Genomic DNA, 17463 nt, shown 5'->3' on the forward strand with positions numbered 1-17463 from the left:
CCCGAAGGCTAGCCGGGCGGAGCAGGGACGCGGCGCACCATCTGCGATGCTCGCGCGATGAACATCCTCTTCGTCGGCGACGTCGTCGGCAGCGCCGGCCGCCGGCTGCTGCTGCAGCTGCTGCCCGAGCTGCGCGAGGCGCACGACGCGACCTTCGTCGTCGTCAACGGCGAGAACATCTCCGGTGGCGTCGGCATCACCCCGAAGGCCGCCGACGAGCTGTTCGCCCACGGCGTCGACGTGATCACGCTCGGCAATCACACCTACCGCCAGCGCGCGATCTACCCGTACCTCGACCGCCACGACGCGATCCTGCGGCCGGCCAACTTCCTCAAGAGCCAGCCCGGCCACGGCCACTGCGTCGTCGAGCGCGCCGGCGTGCGGCTCGGCGTCGTCAACCTCTCCGGCAACCTCTTCCTGAGAGCGGGCCGGCCCGCGTTCGCCGAGGCCGACGCGGCGCTGCACGCGCTGCGCAACAGAGTCGACCACGTGCTCGTCGACATGCACGCCGAGGCGACGAGCGAGAAGGTCGCGATGGGCTGGCACCTCGACGGCCGCGTGACCGCCGTCGTCGGCACCCACACGCACGTCCCGACCGCCGACGCGCGCGTGCTGCCGGGCGGGACCGCCTACATCAGCGACGTCGGCATGACCGGCGCCCGCGGCGGCGTGATCGGCGTCAAGAAGGAGCAGGCGATCGAGTCGCTGGTGACGCAGATGCCGGTCCGCTTCGAGCCCTCCGAGGAGGATCCGTGGCTGATGGCCGTCGTCGTGCGCGCCAGCTCACCGCTGCGCGCCGACGGGATCGAGCAGCTGCTCGTGCCCGCTCCCGCCGGCTTCCGCTGAGCCGGCGGTGACCGGCGTCTGCGCCGTCGGATCGCCGTAGCGGCCCGTCAGCGCGACGATCACGAGCGGGAAGAACCAGACGACGTAGAGGTAGAACCAGTAGGTCAGCGACAGCTGCAACGCGATCAGCACGACCGCGCCGAGCGCCGCCGTCTGCACCAGCGTCCGCCGCCGCCAGATCACCAGCAGCGACAGCGCGAACGCGACCGCCGCCAGCTGCACCGCCGTCTGGACGGTGTCGAGACCGCCCCACAGGCCCCAGATCGAGAACGGCGAGCCGCGATCGCGCTGGAACGCGAAGGTGTGGTCGAAGAAGGTCGACCAGTTGCCCTCCAGCGTCACCGGCAGCAGCGCCAGCGCCGCCACGACGACGAACGCGAGCGCGTAGGCGAGCAGCGCCCGGAAGCCTCTGCGCGGCCCGGCTGCTCCTCTGCGCACCGCGTCGCTCGGCGTCACCGCCAGCAGCGGCGCGAGCGCGAGCGGCGCGAACTTCGTCAGCCCGGCGAGCGCGACCAGCGCCCCGCGCGCCGCCGGCCGCGCCGCCGCCAGCAGGCCGCAGACGATCAGCAGCGAGACGAGCGCGTCGTTGCCGTTCGTGTTCGAGACGTAGAGCGTGAAGGGGAAGGCGGCCCACAGGTAGGCGAGCACGATCCCCAGCGACGGCCCGCGGATCCGCCGGCCGAGGAAGAACAGCGCGACGATCGTCAGCAGGTCGAAGACGACCGCGGCCGCGTGCGCCGCCGGCAGGTCGTCCCAGCGCCCGCTCCAGCCGAAGATCCGCTCGAACGGGACGTAGGCGATGTAGTTGACCGGGCCGTAGGTGTCGCCGTGGGCGTTGTCGGCCGGCCAGCCGCCGTAGAGCGGATCGCCGTGGACCAGCTTGTTCGCGCCGATCACTCCGGAGTAGCCCACGTCGATCACGTTCGAGTTGGTGACGTTGAGGCCGACGCGGAAGCCGATCAGGAAGACGAGCGCGACCGCCAACCACGAGACCGGCACCAGCAGCCTCAGCGGCTCGGGCCGGCCGCCGCGGCGGCCGAGGAACAGCATCCGCACCAGCAGGTAGATCAGCGGCGGGTAGATCAGCGGCGTCGAGAGGCCGATCCGCGCGTGGTTGAAGAAGGCCAGCGAGACCGAGAACGACAGCAGCACGAGCAGGTCGACGAGCAGCCACGACGGCCGCCGCCGCCAGGGGACGAACGGCGCGACGAACAGCAGGCAGAGCGGCAGCCAGACGTACCAGGCGTTGACGCGCCGGCCGAAGGCGCCCTCGTAGCCGCGCGCCATCGTCCACGGCACCTGGTACCCGGTCCACGCCTCGCGCACGTTGCCGGTCAGGTCGTCGATCGTCACCTGCCCGATCTCCGCGCGCGCTCTGGAGAAGTAGCTGACCTGCCACTGCCCGGTGCCCTTCGTGTAGGCGCTCGAATAGGAGCCCGGGTAGTGAGGCACCATCTTTCTGATCTTCGGCACCGCGCTGGCGATCGCCGTCACCTGTCTGGAGGTGAGGCGGAAGCCGGGCGGCGCGATCGACGGGCTCGGCGGCGTTCTGAGCGCGTTCGGGTCGACCGCGGTCGTGGCGGTCGCCGGCTGACCGCTGACGGCCGGAGCGGTCACGCTCGGCGTCGTGCCGACCGGCGCGCCGCCGAGCGGCGTCGAGTCGACCAGCGGCGGCGGCACGGCGGCGGTTGCGTCGCGGTCGGCAGCCGGCTGCGTCTGCGCCCCGGCGACCGCCGGAACGGCCAGCGCCAGCAGCGCGATCAGCACGACCGCGGCGATGCGCGCCGCGGCGCGCCTCATCTGCGGAAGCTCCAGAGCTTCTGTCCGAGGAAGTTCAGCGGCGTCGCGGCGACGATCGCGATCGCCTGCGCCAGCACCTTCGCCAGCCCGGCACCCTCCACCAGTCCGACCAGCACGACGTAGCTGAAGGCGAACGCCGTCACGCTGACGACGAAGAAGCGGGCCGCCTGGAAGCCGGCGTGACCGCCGCGGCCGTCAAAGGTCCAGTGGCGGTTCCACCAGAAGTTGTTCAGCACCGAGACGAGGAAGGCCAGCACCGAGGCGACGCGGTAGCCGATCCCGAGCGGATGGACCGCGAGCGTGAAGATCGCGAGGTTGACGGCGTAGCCGCTCGCGCCGACGAGGCCGAAGCGGACGAACTGGAGCCAGTTCTTCGGATGCTGCAGACCGTGGCGCACACGGCGGTGCAACGGCAGAGCGACGGTGGCGGCCTCGTCGGACATATGCGCACACAGCGTACCCCGCTGCGGCATGAGTTTCCGCTGAGAACGGTCAGGCGCCAGCGGGCGACGGGAGACCGAAATGGTCGGTCACCATCGGCAGCACGTCGCGCAGCGTCCACTGATCGAGCGCGTCGCGGGTATCCCAACCCCGCCCACCCTCCGTCCCGCACCACAGCAGCGCGCCCTCGGAGTCGCTGCGGTGGAGCGAGCCGTGGCTGCCGCCGCTGGGATGCCAGGCGCCGCCCCAGTCGACGAACTCGTAGGCCGGGCCGGCCGACAGCAGCACGTCGCCGGCGGTCGGGCAGGTCAGCGCCGACCAGACGCGGCCGAGCGCGTCGGGGTACTCCGGCGACAGCAGGCGGCCGTCCTCGACGCGGCCGCCGATCGCCGCCAGCTCGCCGTCGATGCTCCATCTGCGCCCGCGCAGGTCGACGAGGTCGCCGCCCGGCGAGAAGTGCAGCTCGCCGCGCGCGCTCGCGATCACGCCCACGCGCGGAGAGGAGAGGCGCATCGCGAGGTCGACGCCAGGGGCCGCGAGCGCGACCTTCGCCGCTCTGGCGGCGACCGCCGCACGGTCCTCGTCGCGCAGCACGTAGACCATCGCCGACCGCTGCGCCGGGCATATCGCTATCTCGCCGTCGGTCGCGCGGCCGCCGTTCGGTCTCGCGACCTGCCAGTCGGCGAAGGCGACGTCGAGCCGGATCCGCTCCTCCACCAGCGTGTGCGAGTGGTCGGCCATCACGATCATCGCGTGCTCGTCGAGGAACCGCTCGAGCCCGCCGCCGGCGTGCACGAGCCGCTCCAGCTGGCGGTCGGCGGCGGCGATCGAGGTCACCTGTGCCGCCGGCCCGTTGCGGTGCGAGAAGGTGTCGTTGTCGGGCAGCGAGAAGAGCATGAAGTCATAGAGGTCGTGCTCCTCCATGTAGGCGCCGACGCAGCCCGTGTGGACGTCGCGCTGGCCCGGCATCGCGAACTGGCCGCGGCAGCCGCTGCGACGGCTCGCGAAGAGGTCGGCGTAGAACAGCTCGCGCGGGCCCTTGACCGCGTCTCTGAAGACGGTCGCGTTGGCGATCCGGGCGAGCGTCGAGTCGGTCGTTACGTGGTGCTCGTGCCGGCCGCGGTACATCAGGTAGGTCGTCCCGGCGGTGCGGATCCCGGCGTCGTCGAGCAGCTCGAAGCAGGTCGGCGTCTCGGCGGCGAGATGAACCGCGTTCATGTTGTAGACAGTGTCCGTCAGCGACCGCAGCACGCCGAACTTGCGCGAGGCCGAGAAGCTCGAGCCGTACTCGACGTACCGCCCCTCCGCCCGCGAGAACCAGTTCATGCTCGGGATCCGGTGCCTGTCCGGGCCCGTGCCGGTCGCGATCGAGGCGGCGCAGACCGGCGTCACCGACGGGAAGGCCGCGACGCAGTCGTCGACGTAGGCGCCGCGGTCGCGGATCGCCTTCAGCGTCGGCGCCGTCCCGCTCTCGATCGCGCGCTCGAGCATCGCCGGCTTCATTCCGTCGATGACCGTCAGGACCAGCTTCTTGCTCATGACCGCCGTCCGCCGCCGATCGCCACGTCAGCGCAGGACGCGCAGGCCGGCGTACTTCTGTCCCTCGCGTCTGCGCTGGCCGAGCAGCAGCCAGGCGAGGAACGCGAGCGCGACCAGCGAGAGCGGCGGCAGCAGCACCGACAGGCCGGCGACGACGACGCCCGCCCCCTCCGCGTAGACCGGCAGCGCCGCCGCGGCCTCGCCGTCGAGCCGCGAGCGGGTGCGGCGGAAGAAGACGCGCGCGGTCGCCACCGCGAGCGCCGCGCAGACGATGCCTCCGGCGATCCCGGGCCACCAGCTGTAGTCGTCGTCGGCGAGGGCGCCGGCGAAGAAGAGCGCGCCGAGCGCGAGCGAGACCGCGCCGATCACCAGCCCGGCCGGGCCCGCCTCGACCCTGTCAGCGCCCAGACGCCGCTCGGCGACGATCAGGCCGATCACCCCGAGCAGCAGCACCAGCAGGAAGACGGGCGACTCCAGGAACGACAGGTCGGTGCCGCTGAAATCGATCCCGACGTCGCCGCGCGCGAGCGCGCCGACGAGCAGAGCAGGCAGGAACGGGCGCAGGCCGACGCCGAGCGCGAGGCCGATCCCGAGGCAGATGGCGAGGAAAAGGGTCATCCGGTCCGGTAGCTTGAAGTTGGCATGACGATAGTCGACGGGGCGAGGCGATCGGCCCGTTGCGGCGAAGCACACCCGGAGAAGAAAGTCCACGCCGGCATGACCCGCAAGGAACCACCACGCTCCACCGCCCGCGATCTCGAACGATACGCGGCCCTGTTCGCCTCGCGCACGCAGGTGATGAAGACCTCTGCGATGCGCGACCTGATGGCGCTGACGCAGCAGCCTGAGGTCATCACCCTCGCAGGCGGCCTGCCCGACACCTCGACCTTCCCGCCGGACACGTACGCGAGCGTGATGGACACGATCGCGCGCGAGTCCTGCGCGCAGGCGCTGCAGTACGGGCCGACCGAGGGGATCGCGGCGGTCGACGCCTGCATCCAGCAGGTGATGGCGGCGGAGGGGATGGAGGTCACCGCGGAGGAGCTGCTCGTCACGACCGGCGGCCAGCAGGTGATCGACCTCGTCTGCAAGACGCTGATCGACCCGGGCGACGTGATCATCGCCGAGGCGCCGACCTACCCGGGCGCCGTCCCGACCTTCGCCTCCTACCAGGCCGACGTCGTGCAGATCGCGATGGACAGCGACGGCATGCGCGTCGACGAGCTGGAGGAGACGCTCGACCGGCTCGAGCGCGAGGGCCGCCGGCCGAAGTTCATCTACACGATCCCGACGTTCCAGAACCCGGGTGGCGTGACGATGTCGCTGCCGCGGCGAGAGCGGCTGGTGCGGATCGCGCACGAGCGCGAGCTGCTGGTGCTGGAGGACAACCCGTACGGGATGCTGCGCTACGAGGGCGAGGCGCTGCCGCCGCTGTACGCGCTCGACGGCGGCGAGTTCGTCATCTACCTCGGCACCTTCTCGAAGATCCTCTCGCCGGGGATCCGCCTCGGCTGGGCGGCCGCGCCGCAGCCGGTGCTGCAGAAGATGAACATCGGCAAGGCCGCCGCCGACCTCTGCTCCTCGTCGATGACGCAGCTGTTCGTCGCCAACTACTTCGCCGCGGTCGACTGGCAGAGATACGTGATGTCGCTGCGCGACGTCTACCGCCAGCGCCGCAACGCGATGTTCGACGCGCTCGCCGAGCACTTCCCGCGCGAGGCGCAGTGGACGAGACCCGAGGGCGGCATGTTCATCTGGGCGACGCTGCCCGACTACATCGACACGACCGACCTGCTCGCGCGCGCCCTGCGCGAGAACGTCGCCTTCGTGCCCGGTCGCGCAGCGTACCTCGACGGTCGCGGCGGCTCCTCGATGCGGCTGAACTTCTCCGGCGTCAGCGAGCACGACATCCGCGAGGGGATCCGCCGCATCGGCGCGGTCATAGCCGAGCAGGTCGCGCTCTACGGCACGCTCACCGGCGCGCCGGCCGCCGCTCCGGCCGCCAGCGCGTCCACGGACGGCGCGAGCGACCGGGATCGGCTCGCGCACGTCGTCGAGCTGCCGCGCCGCGTCGAGCGGCAGCAGCGCGCCGAAGGCGACAGCTGACCACTCCTCTGCGAGTTCCCGCCCGCGGCGGCGCCTCAGCGCGCCGCCGTGGAACTCGCACTCCGCGGGACTAGGACTCGCCGCCGGCGAAGTCCTCCGGCGTGACGTGGTCGAGGAAGTCCTTGAACTTCTCGACGACCTCTTCGGTGTCCTCGACCTCGTGCTCGAACTCGATCGCCGACTCGGCGATCACCTCTTCGGCCGCGAAGATCGGCGCGCCGGCACGGACGGCCAGCGCGAGTGCGTCGCTCGGGCGCGAGTCGATCTCCAGCTCGCGTCCGTTGACGCTGAGCGTGATCGAGGCGTAGAAGGTGTTCTCGCGCAGCTCCGTGACGGAGACGCGGGCGCAGTTGACCTCGAGCTCGGAGAGCATGTCCGACAGCAGGTCGTGCGTCATCGGCCGCGGCGTCGTCGCCCCTTGCAGCTTCATCAGGATCGCGGCGGCCTCAGGGTGGCCGATCCAGATCGGCAGGAACTTGTTGCTGTCGACGGTCTTCAGCAGCACGATCGGCTGCTTGCCGACCATGTCGAAGCTGACGCCGTAGATGACCATCTCCTGCACTTCCATGCTCCTAGGCCTGGGGTAGGGACCAAGTATAGGCAGCGATCCGCTGGGCTCGGAAACCGTCTTGCCCGCTTCTGGCGGATCGCAAGAAAGCAGCCGATTTGCTGGGCTTTTGCGCGTCGCCGCGGTTCGCACGTCCGTGCGCGAACCGGAAAACAAACGAGGCCCGCAGGTGCGGGCCTCGAGCAGTGGGCGATCCTGGATTCGAACCAGGGACCTCTTCCTTATCAGAGAAGCGCTCTAACCGACTGAGCTAATCGCCCCGACTGGAGTCGCGATGATAGCGGGCCGTCCGCCTTCGTGCATCCCGCCTTCCACCGGCATTCAGGCGACGGCGCGAACCCCCAGCCGGCGGGCGAGCGCGAGCGCTTCGTCGAGCGTCTCGAACGACAGCTGCACGCGGTAGCCGGCGCCGGCCGGCGCGACCTCGACGTCGCTGCCGACCGCGCTGGAGAAGACGTCGGAGAGCTGCGCGACCGCCTCCTGCTGGTCGGGATGCAGTCCGCTGCGTCTCGCGCGCGCCCTCGGCGCGGTCGCCTCGTCAGCCTCGGCGGCGGCGCGCGCGCGGCGTTCCAGCTCGCGGACCGACCAGCCGAGCGCGGCGGCGTCGCGCGCGAGCCGGCGCCGATCGCCGTGGTCGGGGGCGAGCAGCAGCGCACGGCCGTGGCCCTCGCTGAGATCGCCTCGCTCCAGCAGCGCGAGCGCGTCGTCGGGCAGGTCGAGCAGGCGGATCAGGTTCGAGACCGCCACGCGGCTGCGGCCGACGCGCCGGCCGACGTCCTCCCGCGTGAGGCTCAGCTCCTCGACGAGCGCAGCGCAGGCACGCGCCTCCTCGACCGGGTTGAGGTCCTCGCGGGCCATGTTCTCGATCACGGCCAGCTCGAGCGAGGCGGCGTCGTCGCGCTGGCGGACGATCGCCGGAATCTCCGCGATACCAGCGATTTTCGCCGCGCGCCAGCGACGCTCGCCAGCGATCAGCTCCCACCCGCCCGCGGTCAGCGGACGCACCAGGATCGGCTGCAGCAGCCCGCGCGCCTTCAGCGACTCGGCCAGCGCGACGAGCGCCTCCTCCTCGAACTGGCGCCGCGGCTGGTGCGGGTTCGGCGCGATCTGCTCGACCGGCAGCGTTCGCAGCTCTTCGCTCTCGTCTCTCGGGGCGGCCGACAGGATCGCCGACAGGCCGCGGCCCATTCCACGGGGCTTCTCAGCCACGGGCGGCCACCTCCTTCGCCAGTTCGAAGTACGCGTCGGAGCCGGCGCAGTGGGGATCGTGATGGATCACCGGTCTGCCGAAGCTCGGCGCCTCACCGACGCGGATGTTGCGGGGGATGACGGTGTCGAAGACGAGCGTCGGGAAGTGGTCGCGGACCTCCTTCTCGACGTCCTGCGCCAGGCGCGTGCGCCCGTCGTGCATCGTCAGCAGCATGCCGGCGATCGTCAGTCTCGGGTTCAGCTCCCGCTGGATCAGCCCGAGCGTGTCGAGCAGCCCGGCGAGCCCTTCGAGCGCGAAGTACTCGGCCTGGACCGGCACGATCACGCGATCCGCGGCGACGAGCGCGTTGACCGTCAGCGGCCCGAGCGACGGCGGGCAGTCGAGGATCGTGAAGGTGTAGTCGTCGCGCACGTCCGCGAGCGTGTCGCGCAGGCGCGTCTCGGACGCCTCGATCCGCGGCAGCTCGACCGAAGCGCCCGCCAGGTCGGGGCTCGCGGGAACGATCGAGAGATGCTCGATCCCGGTCGGGCGGATCGCCTCGGCCATCGTCGCCTCGCCGGAGAGGACGTCGTAGACGCTCGGCTCGGAGTCCTTCGGGATCCCGAGCCCGACGGTCGCGTTCGCCTGCGCGTCGATGTCGACGAGCAGCGCTCTGTAGCCGGCCTCGGCGACACAGGCCGCGAGATTGACCGCGGTGGTCGTCTTGCCGACGCCGCCCTTCTGGTTTGCGATCGCGTAGACGGTTCCCATCAATGATTCCTTCGTGGGGTCAGTGTGTGCCGGCGACCGGGTGTCGCGGCGCGGCGGTGGATCGATCCTGCCCGGTGGTGGAAGCGCGCTCTGCAACTCCCAGCGGACGTGACCTTAGCGCCGTAGACGGTCGGACAGCCGGTTCGGGAGGCCCAGAAATGGCTTCTGACGGCCTCCGAGGACCTCCCGAAGGGGGTCGGACCCCCGTGAATCGGGGTGGGAAGCCCGGTTTTTCCCGCTCAGAGCGGGCGTTTGCGGGCCATGCCCGGTCGCCGCGGAAATCGGTCGGGCGTGGGCGCGACCTTGCGCAGGACGTAGAGATGCCGATGGTCGGCACCCTCGTAGGGCGAGACGGGAAGGGGCTCGTCCAGCTCGAGGCCGAGCGCGGCCGCTGCGCGCCCAGCGTCGGCCTCCTCCTGCTCGTCGCGCCGGCCCTTCCACGCGACGAGCGCCCCGCCTTCGCGCAGCAGCGGTGCCGCGTACTCGGCGAGAACTCCCAACGGAGCCAACGCTCGCGCCGTGACGAGGTCATGGGCACCGATCCCTTCCGGCCACTCCTCCGCCCGTCTGGCAACCGCGACGGCGTTGGGGATGCTTGCGGCGCTCGCCATCGCCGTGATGAAGGCGCATTTGCGCGCGATGCTCTCGACCAGGCGCACGTCCGCCTGTCCGAGCGCGACCGCGAGCGGCAATCCGGGGAATCCGGCGCCTGCGCCGAGATCGGCGATCGACGTCGCCGCGCGGACGATCGGAAGCGCGAGTCCCGCGAGCGAGTCTGCGAGATGCACGTCCGCGGCTTCGCGCGGGTCGCGGACCGTCGTCGGGGCGTGCTCGTCGTCGAGGCGTTCGAGCAACGCGGCGAACTGGTCGGCCGCGCCGGCGGGGAGGTCGTACTGCGCGGTCAGCACACCGACGCGCGCCCGCGTTCTCTGGGTCAGGGTCATCGATCGTCCAGTCGCGCGCGTACACGCGTGATGTAGTCGGCGTACTTCGACGTCATCTCGTCGAAGCGGGTCGCGGCATGCGCGTCGTAGTCGCTGAGGAGCGACCGCTCCAACACCGGGAGGACATCCTCGACCAGCGCCTGGCCGCGAGCCATCCACTGGTAGTAGCTGCGATCGCCATGGTGATAGGGCCCGTACAGCCTGGTGCGCGGAAACATCCGCATCAACTGCTGAAAGAGCGCCTCGTGACGGGTGTGCATCCGCAGCGTGACCTGCGGCTGCTTGCCGTCGCCGCCGAACGACCCCTCGCCGATGAGGATGCCGGTCAGCAGACCACGATCGAAGTCAGTCAGTTCCGTCATTGCGCACAACTCAGCACCAGCGGGGGAGTCAAATCTGTTTCACCGTCACGAAAAACGTGAAACACTCGCGCGAAGCGCTGGCGCAGGAAGAAACCGAGCTACTGCTTGCTCGGGGCGACGACGAGGTGGCGATCGGGCTCGACGCCCTCGCTATACGTCTCGACGCCGTCGCGGTCGCGCAGATACTCGTGCACGACTCGGCGCTCAACGGCGTTCATCGCGTCGAGCGCAACCGGCGCGCCGATCCGCAGCGCCTCGTCGGCGGCCTCGTCAGCGTCGTGCTGCAGCAGCGCGGCACGGCGCTCGCGATACCCGGCGGCGTCGACCGTGACGCGCTTGCGGCCGTCGGCGCCGCGGAAGGCGGCGCGATAGGCGAGGTGCTGTATCGCGTCGATCGTCTGGCCGTGGCGCCCGATCAACAGACCGAGGTCGTCACCGTCGAGGACGGCGGTCACCGCCTCCTCGGTCTCGACGACGTCGAGGTCTGCCTCGACGCCGACCGCGTCGAGGATGCGCGTCAGCAGCTCCTCGACGCGCTCAGCAGCTTCGCTTCTCGCAGGTGTCACCGGCGCCGCCCCGTTCGCTTCTTCTTTCTCCGCGCAGAGGGCGGCGGTCCGCCGGCATCTCTGCGCGCCGAATCGTTCCCGGCATCGGCCTCTTCGGTGCTCTCCGCGCGCTTGCGCGAGGTGACGCGACCGGCCTTCGGTCTCGCCGTCGCGCCATCGCCGTTGGCCTTTCCGCCGCCGGAGCCGGAGCCGCCAGTGAGCGCAGCCGCACTGGCCGGCGCCCCCGCTGTCGCGAGGCCGCCCTTCGGTCTGTTCGGCAACCCGACGGTCTTCCTAACGATCAGCTGCTGCACGATCGTCCAGCAGTTGGTCGTGATCCAGTAGACCATCAGGCCGGCGGGGAAGTTGATCACGAACGTCACGAAGACGATCGGCAGCGCCAGCATGATCATCCGCTGGTTTCTGTCCATCGACGCCGTGCTGAGCAGGCCGGAGACGAGCTGCGAACCGACGTACAGGACGATCAGCACGACCAGCACTGCGCCGGTCGCTCTGCCGGTCAGGTCCGGGATGAAGAGGAAGCCCTCGCTGCCCGGCGTCGAACCGACGCTCTGGAACTGCGCCAGCGTCGCGTCGGCACAGGCCTTCGCCGTCTGCCCGCAGATGTCCATGCGCAGGTCGCTGCGCAGCATGTAGTACAGCGAGATGAAGAACGGCAGCTGGAACAGCAGCGGGAAGCAGGAGGCCAGAGGATTGACTCTGTTCTCCTGGTAGAACTTCATCATCTCCTGCTGCTGACGCTGCTTGTCGTTCTTGTACTTCGCCTGGATTCTTCTCAGCTCAGGCGCGAGCAGCTGCAGCCGCTGCATCGACTTGACCTGCCGCAGCGTCAGCGGCAGCAGGAGCGCGCGGACGGTGATCGTCAGCAGGATGATCGAGAGACCCCAGCCGACGCCGACCGTGTCGTGGAAGAACAGGAGGACCTGTTCGAGGACGTCGATCAGCGGCTGGAGGGGATTCGCGAACGGAAGCATCAGGAGTTCTGTTGGGCGCTCGGGGCAGTCGGTCGGCGTGGGGGAAAGAGCCGCTGGTCGTGGACGGGGTCGTAACCCCCATGACTCCACGGATTGCAGCGCATCACGCGCCAGCCCGCGAGCACCAGCCCGCGGAGTATGCCGTACTCCTGGATCGCCTGCTCGGCGTAGCTGGAGCAGCTCGGCTCGTACTTGCAGCGCGGCGGCAGCAGCGGCGAGACGAAACTGCGGTAGAGGCGGATCGGCGCCAGCGCGATCGCTCGCGCGATCCCGGACGGGCTCATCTGCCCTGCCCGCCCGCGCGCTCTCTCGCTCTGGCGATCAGCTCGGCCAGCGCGGCGCGGATTCCCTCGAGGCCGTCGCGCTCGGCGACGGCGCGAGCCTCGGGACGCGCCACGACGACGACGTCGACGCCAGGCGGCAGCCCCTCGGACTCGAGCTGAAAGGCCTCGCGCAGCAGGCGCTTGACGTGGTTGCGCTCGACGGCGCCTCCGACTCTTCGAGAGACGGAGACGCCCAGGCGAGCTTCACCCTCCTCCGAACGGGGGAAGGCGTAGAGGACGAGGACGCGATTCGCAAGCGAGCGTCCCTGTCGAAACACCCGGTCGAACTCGGCGCTGCGGGACAGACGGCCCCGCTTGCTCCGCCGGGCGGTGACGCCCGGGCGCGCGCTCATCAGACGGTGAGGCGCTTGCGCCCCTTGTCGCGGCGACGCTTCAGCGTCGCCCGACCGGCACGAGTCTGCATCCGCTCACGGAAACCGTGGGTGCGGGCGCGCTTGCGCTTCTTGGGCTGGTAGGTGCGTTTCATTGGCTCGATTCCCGTTGACGGGGGCAGGTCAGTATACGCGGGCGGGCCGGCGATGCCCTCTCGGGTCGTACCGCCTCCGCCGGACAGCATCGCGCGGGCCCGTCGGCCACGTCTTCCGACAGGGTTGTCAACAGGCTCTCAAAGGCTGTCGACAACTGCTGTGCGCTGACCGCTGGCGACCTTTTTCCCGCGATTTGCGCACTCCCCTCCGAGGCACCTGTGCACAGCCGCTGCCGGCCCCCCGGCCGCTGCTATATTCGCCGCCCCCCGGGGGTCCTCCGCGGGCCCCTCCATCCCCTTTCAGCACTCCGACGAGAGGTCGGCCGACGACGCCTGTGCAGAACCAGCTCGAGCACACCTGGCCCCAGATCCAAGCCGAGCTGCGGCGTTCCGTCACCGACTCGACGTACCACCTCTGGCTCGCGCCGCTGAAGCCGCGCGCGCTCGACGGCGAGCTGCTGCTCGTCGGCGCTCCGGACGAGATCCGCACCTGGGTCGCCGACCGCTTCTCGCGCGTGCTCGACAGCTGCGCCCGGACCGTCCTCGGCCCCGCCGCGAGCGTCCGCGTCGTCGCGCTCGACGAGCCGCTGCCGGACGGCGCCGACCCCGCCTCCGAGGACGAGGCGAACGCGATCGTCACCGCGCCCCGCCGCGCCGGCGGCGCCGGTGACGACGACTTCAACCCGAAGTACACCTTCGACCAGTTCGTGATCGGCGACGGCAACCGCCTCGCCCATGCCGCCGCGCTGGCGGTCGCCGAACTGCCCGGCCAGGCCTACAACCCGCTCTTCATCTACGGGCCGCCCGGCCTCGGCAAGACCCACCTGCTGCACGCGATCGGCAACTACGTGCGCGACTACGGCGACGGGCTCGCCGTCCGCTACACGACGATCGAGGCCTTCACGAACAGCTTCATCCAGGCGCTCAACACGAAGGCCGTCGACGACTTCAAGCGCCGCTACCGCGACACCGACATCCTCCTGATCGACGACGTCCAGTTCCTCGAGAGCAAGGCGAAGACGGAGGAGGAGTTCTTCCACACCTTCAACGCGCTCTACGAGACCGGCAGCCAGCTCGTCGTCACCAGCGATCGCATGCCGCGCGACATGAACGCGCTCGCCGACCGCCTGCGCGAGCGCTTCGAGTCCGGCCTCGTGACCGACATCCGCCCGCCCGACCTCGCGACGCGCATGACGATCCTGCGCAAGCGCGTCCAGCACGACGGCATCAGGCTCTCGGACCCCGACGCGATCGCCCCGATCGCCGATCGGATCACGACCAACATCCGCGCGCTCCAGGGCGCGCTGATCCGCGTCGTCGCGTTTCACTCGCTGACCGGCAGAGCGATCGACACCGCGCTCGTGACGCACGTGCTCGACGGCCTCTATCCCGGCGCCACGACCCCGCGCCAGCGGACCGTCGCCGAGATCCAGGAGGCGACCTGCGAGCGGCTCGGCGTCTCACCCGAGGCGCTCACCTCGCCCGACCGCAGCGCCCGCGTCGCCTGGGCCCGCCAGGTCGCGATGTACCTCGCCCGCGAGCTGACGGACGAGACGCTGCCGGCAATCGGCCGTGCCTTCGGCGGCCGCAACCATACGACCGTCCTGCACGCCTGCAGACGCGCAACCGAGCGGATGGCGTCGGACGCCGAGGCGTACGAACTCGTGCGCGGCCTGACGGCCCGGCTGCAACAGCCGGATGCCGACCGCGGTTCCTGACAGACTGTTGCCTCTTCGGGCGGTGCCGTTGTGCGCAGCCTGCCCGCAATGTGCGGCCTTTTCACGAGTTCTGCACATCTGAACGCTTCCTATGACGACGAACATCCTTCTTTCCTCGAGGTACTCACCGTGAAGATCTCGGCCGCGCGCGAGGAACTCCTCGCCCAGCTTCAGACGGTCAGCCGCGTCGCCTCGACGCGTGGCGCGATCCAGGCGCTCTCCGGCGTCCAGCTGATCGCCGGCGGCGGCCGCGTCGAGCTGCGCGCGACCGATATGGAGGTCGGGCTGCGCGTCCCGCTGCCCGCCGAGGTCGAGCGCGAGGGCAGCGTCGTCCTGCCTGCCCGCCTGATCGTCGACGTCGTCCGCTCGCTGTCGGGGCCGAGCGTCTCGCTCGAGCTGCGCCCGGCCGAGCAGGACGTCGAGCTGGTCGCCGGCAACGCGCAGTTCCACATCCGCACGCTGCGCGCCGAGGACTTCCCGCCCTTCCCCGAGCCGGAGACCGAGGGCGTCGTCACGGTCCCGGCGCGGGCGTTCGTCGACACGGTCCTGCGCGTCGCCAACTCCGCCTCGCGCGACGAGACCCGCCCGGTCCTGACCGGCATCATGGTCTCCGCCTCCGAGCGCGAGCTGCGGATGGTCGCGACCGACTCCTACCGCCTCAGCGTCAAGGAGACGCAGCTCGAGCACCCGCTCGTCGGCGGCTTCGAGGCGAACGTGCCGGCGCGGGCGCTGCAGGAGCTGGCGCGGCTGGTGCAGTCGCTCGACGGCGAGACGCTGACCGTCGGGGTGCGGCAGAACCAGATCGTCTTCCAGCTCGGCGAGGTCGTGCTCTCCTCGCGGCTGATCGAGGGCCAGTTCCCGAACTACCGCCAGCTGCTGCCGGACAGCTACGAGCACGAGCTGTCGATCGCCGGCGGCGAGGTCACCGACGTCGTCCGCCGCATCGCGCTGCTGGCGCAGAAGAACGCGCCGCTGCGGCTGTCGTTCGCGCCCGGCGAGCTGACGGTGTCGTCGCAGACGCCGGACATCGGCGAGGCGAGAGAGTCGCTGCCGGTCGCCTTCCAGGGCGAGCCGTTCGAGATCGGCTTCAACCCCGAGTTCCTGCGCGACGGGCTCGAGTCGGTCGGCTCCGGCGACGTGCTGCTGAAGCTGATCAGCCCGCTGCGCCCCGGCCTGATCCAGTCGGCTGACGACGCCGGCTTCCTCTACCTGATCATGCCGATTCGCCTGAACGTGTAGCGGGCGCGGCATGCGGATCGTGCGCGTCTCGCTGCGCAACTTCCGCAGCTACCCCACCGCCGATGTCGCGCTCGGCCCCGGACTGACGGTGATCTGGGGCCGCAACGGCGCCGGCAAGACGAACCTGCTCGACGCCGTCTACTTCGGCTGCACCGGTCGCTCGGCGCGCACCACCAACGACCGTGAGCTGGTCCGCTTCGGCGAGCGGGTGACGCGCGTCGTCGTCACGACCGAGGCCGACGACGGCCTGCACGAGCTGGCGGTCGCCTTCGAGAGCGGCGAGCCGAAGCGGATGACGGCCGACGGCGTCCGCGTCGAGCGGCTGCTCGACGTCGCCGGGCGCCCGCTCGTGTCGGTCTTCCTGCCCGACCGGCTGGAGCTGGTGAAGGGAACTCCCTCGCTGCGGCGCGCCCACGTCGACCAGGTGGTCGGCGCGCTGTGGCCGGCGCGCGTGCAGACGCGGCGGGCTTATGCACAGGCGCTCGCACAGCGGAACGCGTTGTTGACACGGGTGCGCGCAGGAGCCGCGTCGTCCGCCTCGCTGCCGGCGTGGGACCGCGAGCTGGCGCGCCACGGGATCGCTCTGATGGCCGATCGCGCGGCGGCGGTCGGGGCGGTCGCCGACCGCTTCCCCGTGATCGCGAACGAGCTGGGCCTCGACGGCGAGCCGGCGGTCGCCTACAGGCCGCGCTCGAAGGCCGGCGACGCGGAGGGCCTCGCGGCGGAGCTGGGGGAGCGGCTGCAGAGCGATCTCGAACGCGGCTTCACGCAGCACGGGCCGCACCGCGACGACCTCGCGCTGACGCGTGACGGCCGCGAGCTGCGCGCCTACGGCTCGCAGGGGCAGCAGCGGCTGGCGCTGCTGGCGCTGCTGCTGGCCGAGCGGGAGGCGATCGCGGCGACGCGCGACGCCGTCCCGGTGATGCTGCTCGACGACGTCATGAGCGAGCTGGACAGAGAGCGCCGCGGCCGCCTCGTCGCGCTGCTGCGCGGCGTCGGGCAGAGCATCGTCACGACGACCGACCTCGAGCACGTGCCGGGCGCGGAGGGCGAGGACGTGCTGCGGCTGCGGGTCGAGGACGGCGAGGTGCGTGCGGAACCACTCGGGCAGAGCCCTCGGGTTCCGTCGGAAGAACTCGCCCAGGGGGCTCCTTCTTCCGCGGAGGAGCCGGCGTGAGACGGCGCGCGCCGCGATCGCTCGGCGACGCGCTCGGGCGGCTGCAGTCGTCGCTGGCGCCGCCGACGCTCCTGGCCGAGGTGCAACGTGTCTGGCCGGCCGTCGTCGGCGAGGCGATCGCGCGCGAGGCGGCGCCGGTGAGCGAGCGCGGCGGCACCGTGACGGTCTCCTGCAGAGCCGCCGTGTGGGCGCAGGAGCTCGATCTGATGGCGCCGATGGTCGTCGCCAGAGTGAACGGCGCGATCGGCCGCGAGGCGGTCAGAAGACTGAGATGCGTGACCGGGACGCGCGGAGGCGGGCGCAAACGCTGACGATGGCGCTTCGGCGCGCCTGAGTTTTCTGCGATTTGCAGGCATTTCCCTGTCCGAGAGGAGCCTGGTCGGGCTCGCTGCTGTGCTATTCTTCTGTTCACC

At 70.8% G+C, this 17463-nt stretch carries 20 protein-coding genes and 1 tRNA gene; 6 read left to right on the top strand and 15 right to left on the bottom strand.

The genetic code is table 11. The features are described 5' to 3' along the window. Window positions 1–57: 57 nt before the first annotated feature. Window positions 58–846, top strand: coding sequence for a TIGR00282 family metallophosphoesterase (locus Q7L73_RS06265; protein ID WP_304687043.1), 789 nt, complete (start codon window positions 58–60; stop codon window positions 844–846). Here Q7L73_RS06265 and Q7L73_RS06270 read toward each other — a convergent pair. The 4 genes from Q7L73_RS06270 to Q7L73_RS06285 are packed head-to-tail and all read right to left on the bottom strand — an operon-like array spanning window position 784 to window position 5244. After that, entirely contained in the window at window positions 784–2646 is a 1863-nt protein-coding gene (locus tag Q7L73_RS06270; protein WP_304687050.1) for a glycosyltransferase 87 family protein, read from the bottom strand. The two genes, Q7L73_RS06265 and Q7L73_RS06270, sit on opposite strands and share 63 nt — an antisense overlap. Continuing rightward, a complete protein-coding gene (locus Q7L73_RS06275) occupies window positions 2643–3089 on the bottom strand; it encodes a GtrA family protein (RefSeq protein ID WP_304687054.1) in 447 nt (148 codons plus the stop codon). Before Q7L73_RS06275 ends, Q7L73_RS06270 begins: the two co-directional genes overlap by 4 nt. 49 nt (window positions 3090–3138) lie before the next feature. Then, the gene (locus tag Q7L73_RS06280; RefSeq protein WP_304687059.1) at window positions 3139–4626 is read right to left on the bottom strand and encodes an alkaline phosphatase family protein; all 1488 of its coding nucleotides are present in this window, start codon (window positions 4624–4626) and stop codon (window positions 3139–3141) included. A 27-nt stretch (window positions 4627–4653) separates the two neighbouring features. Further along, the gene (locus Q7L73_RS06285) at window positions 4654–5244 is read right to left on the bottom strand and encodes a DUF4126 family protein (RefSeq protein WP_304687063.1); all 591 of its coding nucleotides are present in this window, start codon (window positions 5242–5244) and stop codon (window positions 4654–4656) included. Between the two features lie 99 nt (window positions 5245–5343). Here Q7L73_RS06285 and Q7L73_RS06290 point away from each other — a divergent pair, with 99 nt between their 5' ends. Then, window positions 5344–6732 carry a PLP-dependent aminotransferase family protein gene (locus Q7L73_RS06290; RefSeq protein ID WP_304715509.1) on the top strand — a complete coding sequence of 463 codons (1389 nt, stop codon included), beginning with the start codon at window positions 5344–5346 and terminating at the stop codon, window positions 6730–6732. Between the two features lie 70 nt (window positions 6733–6802). Here Q7L73_RS06290 and Q7L73_RS06295 read toward each other — a convergent pair whose 3' ends face one another. The 11 genes from Q7L73_RS06295 to rpmH form a co-directional block, all read right to left on the bottom strand. Next, the gene (locus tag Q7L73_RS06295) at window positions 6803–7300 is read right to left on the bottom strand and encodes a bifunctional nuclease family protein (protein WP_304687071.1); all 498 of its coding nucleotides are present in this window, start codon (window positions 7298–7300) and stop codon (window positions 6803–6805) included. A 186-nt stretch (window positions 7301–7486) separates the two neighbouring features. After that, window positions 7487–7560, bottom strand: a tRNA-Ile gene (locus Q7L73_RS06300). 61 nt (window positions 7561–7621) lie between these two features. Further along, window positions 7622–8509, bottom strand: a complete 888-nt coding sequence (locus Q7L73_RS06305; protein WP_304687078.1) for a ParB/RepB/Spo0J family partition protein — start codon at window positions 8507–8509, stop codon at window positions 7622–7624. Next, on the bottom strand, window positions 8502–9260 hold the full coding sequence (locus Q7L73_RS06310; protein ID WP_304687082.1) for a ParA family protein: 759 nt from the start codon (window positions 9258–9260) through the stop codon (window positions 8502–8504). Before Q7L73_RS06310 ends, Q7L73_RS06305 begins: the two co-directional genes overlap by 8 nt. Window positions 9261–9499: 239 nt before the next feature. After that, complete coding sequence (gene rsmG / locus Q7L73_RS06315; protein ID WP_304687094.1) at window positions 9500–10204, bottom strand: 16S rRNA (guanine(527)-N(7))-methyltransferase RsmG; 705 nt, start codon at window positions 10202–10204, stop codon at window positions 9500–9502. Continuing rightward, window positions 10201–10566, bottom strand: a complete 366-nt coding sequence (locus Q7L73_RS06320) for a hypothetical protein (RefSeq protein ID WP_304687101.1) — start codon at window positions 10564–10566, stop codon at window positions 10201–10203. The genes rsmG and Q7L73_RS06320 overlap by 4 nt, the downstream gene beginning before the upstream one ends. A 98-nt stretch (window positions 10567–10664) precedes the next feature. Continuing rightward, complete coding sequence (locus Q7L73_RS06325) at window positions 10665–11132, bottom strand: R3H domain-containing nucleic acid-binding protein (RefSeq protein WP_304687106.1); 468 nt, start codon at window positions 11130–11132, stop codon at window positions 10665–10667. Further along, the gene (locus tag Q7L73_RS06330) at window positions 11129–12106 is read right to left on the bottom strand and encodes a YidC/Oxa1 family membrane protein insertase (RefSeq protein WP_304687112.1); all 978 of its coding nucleotides are present in this window, start codon (window positions 12104–12106) and stop codon (window positions 11129–11131) included. Before Q7L73_RS06330 ends, Q7L73_RS06325 begins: the two co-directional genes overlap by 4 nt. Beyond that, window positions 12106–12390: a membrane protein insertion efficiency factor YidD gene (gene yidD / locus Q7L73_RS06335; protein ID WP_304687115.1), complete on the bottom strand. Its 285-nt coding sequence runs from the start codon at window positions 12388–12390 to the stop codon at window positions 12106–12108. Before yidD ends, Q7L73_RS06330 begins: the two co-directional genes overlap by 1 nt. Further along, window positions 12387–12782, bottom strand: coding sequence for a ribonuclease P protein component (rnpA, locus tag Q7L73_RS06340; protein WP_304687118.1), 396 nt, complete (start codon window positions 12780–12782; stop codon window positions 12387–12389). The genes yidD and rnpA overlap by 4 nt, the downstream gene beginning before the upstream one ends. Then, window positions 12782–12916 (bottom strand): 50S ribosomal protein L34, encoded by a 135-nt coding sequence (gene rpmH / locus Q7L73_RS06345; RefSeq protein ID WP_012937401.1) that lies wholly within the window; start codon window positions 12914–12916, stop codon window positions 12782–12784. Before rpmH ends, rnpA begins: the two co-directional genes overlap by 1 nt. Window positions 12917–13251: 335 nt before the next feature. Between rpmH and dnaA the strand changes: the two genes are divergently transcribed. The 4 genes from dnaA to Q7L73_RS06365 all read left to right on the top strand — a co-directional run bounded on the left by dnaA (window position 13252) and on the right by Q7L73_RS06365 (window position 17361). After that, entirely contained in the window at window positions 13252–14634 is a 1383-nt protein-coding gene (dnaA, locus tag Q7L73_RS06350; protein ID WP_304687124.1) for a chromosomal replication initiator protein DnaA, read from the top strand. A 129-nt stretch (window positions 14635–14763) separates the two neighbouring features. Further along, window positions 14764–15873 carry a DNA polymerase III subunit beta gene (gene dnaN / locus Q7L73_RS06355; protein ID WP_304687126.1) on the top strand — a complete coding sequence of 370 codons (1110 nt, stop codon included), beginning with the start codon at window positions 14764–14766 and terminating at the stop codon, window positions 15871–15873. A gap of 10 nt (window positions 15874–15883) precedes the next feature. Then, window positions 15884–17050 (top strand): DNA replication/repair protein RecF, encoded by a 1167-nt coding sequence (locus Q7L73_RS06360; protein WP_304687132.1) that lies wholly within the window; start codon window positions 15884–15886, stop codon window positions 17048–17050. Continuing rightward, window positions 17047–17361 carry a DUF721 domain-containing protein gene (locus Q7L73_RS06365; RefSeq protein WP_304687137.1) on the top strand — a complete coding sequence of 105 codons (315 nt, stop codon included), beginning with the start codon at window positions 17047–17049 and terminating at the stop codon, window positions 17359–17361. The genes Q7L73_RS06360 and Q7L73_RS06365 overlap by 4 nt, the downstream gene beginning before the upstream one ends. The last annotated feature ends 102 nt before the right edge of the window (window positions 17362–17463 follow it).

Origin of the sequence: Conexibacter sp. CPCC 205762 (assembly GCF_030646155.1) — a bacterium.
Taxonomy (GTDB): Bacteria; Actinomycetota; Thermoleophilia; order Solirubrobacterales; family Solirubrobacteraceae; genus Conexibacter.